Below are 5421 nucleotides of genomic sequence, written 5' to 3' on the forward strand. Positions count from 1 at the left end.
ACCAAGGCCAGCGCAACTAGGCGCAAAGCTCCGTTGGGAACAGGAGCCAGCGGTGGCGTGGAAGCCTCTGAGTCCTCAAACTCGCCCATGGAAATCCGGGCGGCCTGCTCCAGTCTGTTCATGTCGGCAACCGTCAAGGCATTCCTCCCACCATGCTGTAAATCCTGCTGCGGAAATGTTCGGTGATGCAACAAGTTCCAGCGGTATCTGGGAAAAACAGCATCTGCTTTTATGGTGAACGGCGGGTTAAGGAAGGTCGCTCAATCCGTCTCGAAATTGCCGTGCGGAACGACAAGGCGGTATTCAAGGCGGCCAGCCGCGATTTCGAGCGTCGCCGTTCCGTTCAGTGACGCCGGCACGACCCGTTCGAGTGCGACGCTGCCGAAGCGCTTCTCGCTACGCCTGACATCACTGGCGCCGATTGCCTCCGCCCATGTCAGGGACAGGGAGGTTCCCGTGTCGTCGGCGGTCAGGTTGGCTGTAACATTGACGTACCCGCCGGGCCGCGACAGGGCGCCGTAGCTCACCGAATTGACGGCGAGTTCATGCATCGCAAGGCCGATATGCAAGGCAGCGTTGGGATTGAGATAGGGGTTTGCCCCCTGAAACCTCAGGCTCCGAACCGGATCGCCGCCATAGCGGCCAACCTGGCCCGATACGAGTTCGCGAAGTGCTGCACCCCGCCAGTTGGAAGAGGTCACGAGATCCTGGGACGAGGCCAGCGATTGCAGCCGGCCGCGAAAGCGTGTCAGGAAATCGCCGATGCTGTCGGAGTAGCGGCCGGTCTGGGTGGCTATGCTCTGGATGATCGCCAGCAGGTTTTTCGAGCGATGGCTCACCTCTCGCAACAGCGTCGTCAGGGTCTGCTCGCGGCGCTTCTGCTCCGTCGTCTCGACCATCGTGGTGACGACGCCTTGCACGGTGCCACCATCGCCGTGATCGGCATCGATCCACACCTCGAACCAGCGGCTGCCATCCTCGACGGGAACGCTGATCTCGAGACGTTGGGGGTTGCCGGATGCAATGACGTCGCGCTTGGCCGCGCCGATGCGGTCGGCCTGCGCCTCCGGCAGGATGCCGATGCTGTCGGCGGTGTCCGAAACCCAGGGCGCACGCATGTTGCGCGCCCATACGGTTTTCATCTCGCGATCCTGGTAGAGAACGGAAATGCCGGCATTGTGCAACGCGTGAAGAAGAGCACGGCCGAGCTGCATGCCGCTGTCGGCGGGATGGAGGGCGATGACTTCATCGCTTTGCACGGCGTCTTTCCTGTTTCCGGTCCTGGAACCCATCGGCCAATCTGTCCACCCAATTCAGGCTGAACGGCTCATCGTTGAATGGGTTCCAAACAGGTTTCCGGAAAACCCGCCGCCAAAAACGGTCCGCCGGACGGCGTCCTTTGAGGGACACCGCCCGGCGGTGGCTGGAAACCGTTTGAGGGGTGCGGCTTCCAGTGTTCGGCCGTCCGTCCTTACGAAGCCCGTTTGAACAGGCCCGCAAGAAGCGAAATGACCAGGAAGGCGAGGAAGATGAAAAACAATATCTGCGCTATGCCGGCGGAGGTACCGGCGATGCCGCCGAAACCAAGCGCGCCGGCGATGATGGCAACGACGAGAAATACGAGCGCCCAGTAAAGCATGATCCATCTCCTTCGAATGGTGCGATGAAAACGTGGGTGGTTGCGGTTTGTTCCCACCCTTTGCCGAAAAAGACCGTGCTTGCAAATCGTTCGAGCGGAACCGCAGGAATTCACCGTCGCCGCCCGGGTGCATCAGGCGGCACGAAGTGACGAATTGATCATCTGGAGAGATTCGGGAGCGAGGCTATCGCCTTGGGTTCGTCAATTCCTCCACTCCCAATTCCCGACTATGCGGCGGCTTTCGCCTGCCGGTCAAAGAACAGTGCCTGGCTGATCAGCGCCTTGACCATGTCGGGATTGAACGGCTTGGTGACCAGGAAGGCCGGTTCCGGTCGTTCCCCAGTCAACAGGCGCTCGGGGAAGGCGGTGATGAAGATGACCGGCACCGACGTCGATGACAGGATTTCGTTCACGGCCTCGATGCCGGAACTGCCGTCGGCAAGCTGGATGTCGGCCAGCACCATCTTCGGCCGCGTCTTGCCGAACATCATCACTGCCTCGGCATGGGTGCGCGCCGTTCCAACGACGCGGTGCCCCAGGCTCTCGACCATTTCTTCGATATCCATGGCGATCAGCGGTTCATCCTCGATGATCAGAACGTCGGTTGCCACCTGACGGGATATCTCGTTGCTCGCCTGCGCAAGCAGCTCTGAAAACTCCTGGTCACCGACGTCAAGGATCTCAGCCGCTTCCTCCTCGCTGAAGCCTTCGACCGCCACGAGCAGGAAGGCCTGACGGGGCCGCGGCGCGATCGCATTCAGATTGGCGGCGGTGCGCTGTTCCCACGCCGATTGCGCCTGTTCCTGTGGAACGCGGATGGCGACCGATGTGAAAAGCTTGGCGAAAACCTTGTACAGCGCGATGCGGTCGCTCGATGCTTCGGGAAATATCTCGATATCGGCGATGATGGCTTCAAGCATCGCAGCGACCAGCGCGTCACCACTCTCTTGCGACCCGGAAACAGCCCGCGAGAAGCGGCGCAGGAAGGGCAGATGTGGTGCGATGGTGGCGGATAAGCTCATGGTAAGACGTCTCCCTCAGAATGACGCGATTGCGTAGCAGGTCAAGCTGACTGCAAGCCGTGATAACGCGGATTTTTTGAAAAAGTTCCACCTCGACGGAACAAAAGCCGGGGAGTGGCGTTTGTGGTGGGGATGGGCAACCAGACGAGGGCGCCGCTTGCGTTGTGTTGAGTACGGTAAGAGCGGCTTGAGCGCTGGGAATACAAGGGCAAAATGAAGGATATGACGAAAGATATTCTGACTGGCGCCGAGAGCAGGCGCCGGAACGGTTCTGGTGACGCTCTTGGGCCGAACTCCGAAATCGGACGCAAACTCAAACAATATTACGACGCGCTGGTCTCCGACGATGTGCCGGATCGCTTTTCCCAGTTGCTTAGCCAACTGGAACAGGCTGAACCCGCACAGAAGAAGGACTGAGGCATGGCCGCGGTCTCACAAGGCTTCAAGACTGATCTGCTTGGGGCAATCCCAAGTCTGCGCGCGTTTGCCGTGTCGCTGACGCAAAATGCCGATAAAGCCGACGACCTCGTCCAGGAAACACTCGTCAAGGCTTGGGACAAGCATGAGAGCTTCCAGCCCGGCACCAATCTCAAGGCCTGGCTTTTCACCATCCTGCGCAACGAGTTCTATTCGCAAATGCGCAAGCGCGGGCGCGAAGTGCAGGACAGCGACGGTATCATGACGGCCAGGCTTGCCGTTCATCCGGCCCAGCACGGTCAACTCGACCTGAAGGACTTTCGCGGGGCGCTGGAGCAGTTGCCGGAGGACCAACGCGAAGCCATCATCCTCATCGGCGCATCTGGTTTCTCCTACGAGGAGGCCGCGGAGATCTGCGGCTGCGCGGTGGGGACGATCAAGAGCCGCGTCAGCCGAGCCCGTACCCGCTTGCAGGAGATCCTGAAAATATCAGGTGAGGACGAGTATGGTCCGGACGCGATTTCGGCCCAGGTAACGAGTTCGCCGGCGAGCTGACCGCGATCGCGTCTCAAGCGCGTCCGCAGGCCGCCGCGACCGCTTGCACCAGGTCTTCGCCTGAGTAGGGTTTGCCAACCAGCCTGACGCCCGGAAACGATGCCTTGATTTCATCGGCATCCGAATAGCCGGACGCAAACACGAAAGGTATGCCTGCCGCGCGCAGCCCGGAAGCGAAATCGATCGTCGAGGCGCCGCCCAGCATCAAGTCGACAATGGCTGCATCGAATCGCGTGGCGACTTCCCGGCCATCGACCTCGGTCAGGTCACGGGCGATCACCACCTCATCGGCGCCATGATCGCGGCAAAGTTGCTCGACATCCATGGCGATGAGAAATTCGTCCTCCAAAACGAGAATCCGCAATCCGTCAAGCAATGTGGGCACAGGCAAAGACTCCTTGAAACGCCGGAGTCATGATCGCTAATTGGCTTGATGTCATTTAAAAAAGACATGTGGCCAGCGGGCGGAACCTCAATCCTTGCAACGCGTTGAAACGCGGCTCTCCAAGAGCGGCTTTCGAAGGGGGTCGAGCGGGCTTTCGAAGGGGGCGAAATGTCAGTCCAGAACAATAACGCTTTCTCCAGCCGCCAATATCCTTGCGAGAACTGCCCATTGCGGCCGTTGCCGGTTTTCCGCGACTTCGAAGAACAGGAGCTGGCCTTCATCAGCAAATTCAAGAAGGGTGAACTCGCGGTCGATAAGGGCGACACGGTGCTGGTGGAGGGAAGCCATAGCGCCCATCTCTACACCGTGCTCTCCGGCTGGGCGTTTCGCTACAAGCTGCTGCGGGACGGCCGTCGCCAGATCCTCAATTATCTCATGCCCGGGGATCTGATCGGCCTGCAAGGCAGTGTGATGGGCGAGATGCAGCATTCCGTCGAGGCACTCTCACCGATGCTGCTGTGTGTTTTCGAGCGCGAATATCTGCACGAGCTGTACCGCAATCATCCCGGGCTGGCCTACGACATCACCTGGATCGCATCGCGCGAGGAGCGGATGCTGGACGAGAATCTGCTCAGCCTCGGGCGCCGCAGTGCGATCGAGCGCGCCGCCTATCTCATCGCCTTCATCGGCAGCCGGGCCAAGGTCGTCGGACTGAATGGCAGCCAATCCGTCCAGATACCGATCACGCAGCAGCACATTGCCGATACGCTCGGCCTGTCGCTGGTTCACACCAACAAGACGATCCGCAAGCTGATGGATCGCAAGCTGATCGTCTGGCGCGACGGCGGCTGCGCGGTCTCCGACAATGAAGGGCTCAAGCGGCTCGCCGGCTGGGAAGGGCTGGGCGAGGCGCGCCGGCCACTAATCTGAGGAAGCGTCTTTTTGCGAAGCCGGCGGATCGGGTGCGCGCCGATGCGTTTTCGGCTACTTTGTCCGCAGTGGCGGAACCATGAGGTGCGCAGCGCGTTTGAAACCGAGCAATCACAAGGAGTTAAGCCATGGCCACTGCCGCAGGAAAGACCGCAACCGACGCCCGTGCAAATGCGGACCTGGAAGCCGACATCAGGCAGTTGAAGGCCGACATCGACAAGCTCACCAAACAACTGGCCAAGACCGGCGAGCATGGCTATGGCACCGCGCGCCGTGCAGCGACAGAAGGGGTCGAGCAGTTGCGCGCGCAGGGCGAAGCAGCCTTTGACAGCTTGCGCAGCAATGCCAAGGACATCGAAGCGCAGATGATGGCAAGCGTGCGTGAAAAGCCGGTGACGTCACTGGCAATCGCCGCTGGCGTCGGCTTCCTTTTCGCGCTCATCGCGCGTCGCTAGTCGCGCTACAGATGGGAA

At 60.4% G+C, this 5421-nt stretch carries 8 protein-coding genes; 4 read left to right on the top strand and 4 right to left on the bottom strand.

Going from position 1 to position 5421, the window contains the following annotated elements; all coding sequences use genetic code 11:
- Positions 1–260: 260 nt before the first annotated feature.
- From EN994_RS16335 to EN994_RS16345, 3 genes are all read right to left on the bottom strand, one after another.
- Positions 261–1292, bottom strand: coding sequence for a sensor histidine kinase (locus EN994_RS16335; RefSeq protein ID WP_063169141.1), 1032 nt, complete (start codon positions 1290–1292; stop codon positions 261–263).
- Positions 1293–1471: 179 nt separating this feature from the next.
- Positions 1472–1639: a DUF1328 domain-containing protein gene (locus EN994_RS16340; protein WP_013529282.1), complete on the bottom strand. Its 168-nt coding sequence runs from the start codon at positions 1637–1639 to the stop codon at positions 1472–1474.
- Positions 1640–1866: 227 nt separating this feature from the next.
- On the bottom strand, positions 1867–2661 hold the full coding sequence (locus tag EN994_RS16345; protein WP_013529283.1) for a response regulator: 795 nt from the start codon (positions 2659–2661) through the stop codon (positions 1867–1869).
- A 213-nt stretch (positions 2662–2874) separates the two neighbouring features.
- Between EN994_RS16345 and EN994_RS16350 the strand changes: the two genes are divergently transcribed.
- Both EN994_RS16350 and EN994_RS16355 read left to right on the top strand, forming a co-directional pair.
- Positions 2875–3078 (top strand): NepR family anti-sigma factor, encoded by a 204-nt coding sequence (locus EN994_RS16350; protein WP_032809255.1) that lies wholly within the window; start codon positions 2875–2877, stop codon positions 3076–3078.
- A gap of 3 nt (positions 3079–3081) precedes the next feature.
- A complete protein-coding gene (locus EN994_RS16355; protein ID WP_013529285.1) occupies positions 3082–3633 on the top strand; it encodes an RNA polymerase sigma factor in 552 nt (183 codons plus the stop codon).
- A 13-nt stretch (positions 3634–3646) separates the two neighbouring features.
- On the opposite strand, the gene EN994_RS16360 is transcribed toward EN994_RS16355, so the two are convergent.
- Complete coding sequence (locus EN994_RS16360) at positions 3647–4018, bottom strand: response regulator (RefSeq protein ID WP_027163154.1); 372 nt, start codon at positions 4016–4018, stop codon at positions 3647–3649.
- Between the two features lie 168 nt (positions 4019–4186).
- On the opposite strand from EN994_RS16360, the gene EN994_RS16365 reads away from it, so the two are divergent.
- Positions 4187–4948, top strand: a complete 762-nt coding sequence (locus tag EN994_RS16365; RefSeq protein WP_027163153.1) for a Crp/Fnr family transcriptional regulator — start codon at positions 4187–4189, stop codon at positions 4946–4948.
- Between the two features lie 128 nt (positions 4949–5076).
- Positions 5077–5403, top strand: a complete 327-nt coding sequence (locus EN994_RS16370; protein WP_013529287.1) for a DUF883 family protein — start codon at positions 5077–5079, stop codon at positions 5401–5403.
- Positions 5404–5421: the final 18 nt, after the last annotated feature.

The sequence above is a fragment of the Mesorhizobium sp. M7A.F.Ca.CA.002.09.1.1 genome, assembly GCF_003998555.1.
In the GTDB taxonomy this organism is placed as follows: Bacteria; Pseudomonadota; Alphaproteobacteria; order Rhizobiales; family Rhizobiaceae; genus Mesorhizobium; species Mesorhizobium ciceri.

What these genes read in the sequence shown, in the direction of transcription:
- EN994_RS16350 (WP_032809255.1), top strand. Translation starts at nt 2,875, where the DNA reads ATGAAGGATATGACGAAAGATATTCTGACTGGCGCCGAGAGCAGGCGC.
- EN994_RS16355 (WP_013529285.1), top strand. Translation starts at nt 3,082, where the DNA reads ATGGCCGCGGTCTCACAAGGCTTCAAGACTGATCTGCTTGGGGCAATC.
- EN994_RS16345 (WP_013529283.1), bottom strand. Translation starts at nt 2,661, where the DNA reads ATGAGCTTATCCGCCACCATCGCACCACATCTGCCCTTCCTGCGCCGC.
- EN994_RS16370 (WP_013529287.1), top strand. Translation starts at nt 5,077, where the DNA reads ATGGCCACTGCCGCAGGAAAGACCGCAACCGACGCCCGTGCAAATGCG.
- EN994_RS16340 (WP_013529282.1), bottom strand. Translation starts at nt 1,639, where the DNA reads ATGCTTTACTGGGCGCTCGTATTTCTCGTCGTTGCCATCATCGCCGGC.
- EN994_RS16335 (WP_063169141.1), bottom strand. Translation starts at nt 1,292, where the DNA reads ATGGGTTCCAGGACCGGAAACAGGAAAGACGCCGTGCAAAGCGATGAA.
- EN994_RS16365 (WP_027163153.1), top strand. Translation starts at nt 4,187, where the DNA reads ATGTCAGTCCAGAACAATAACGCTTTCTCCAGCCGCCAATATCCTTGC.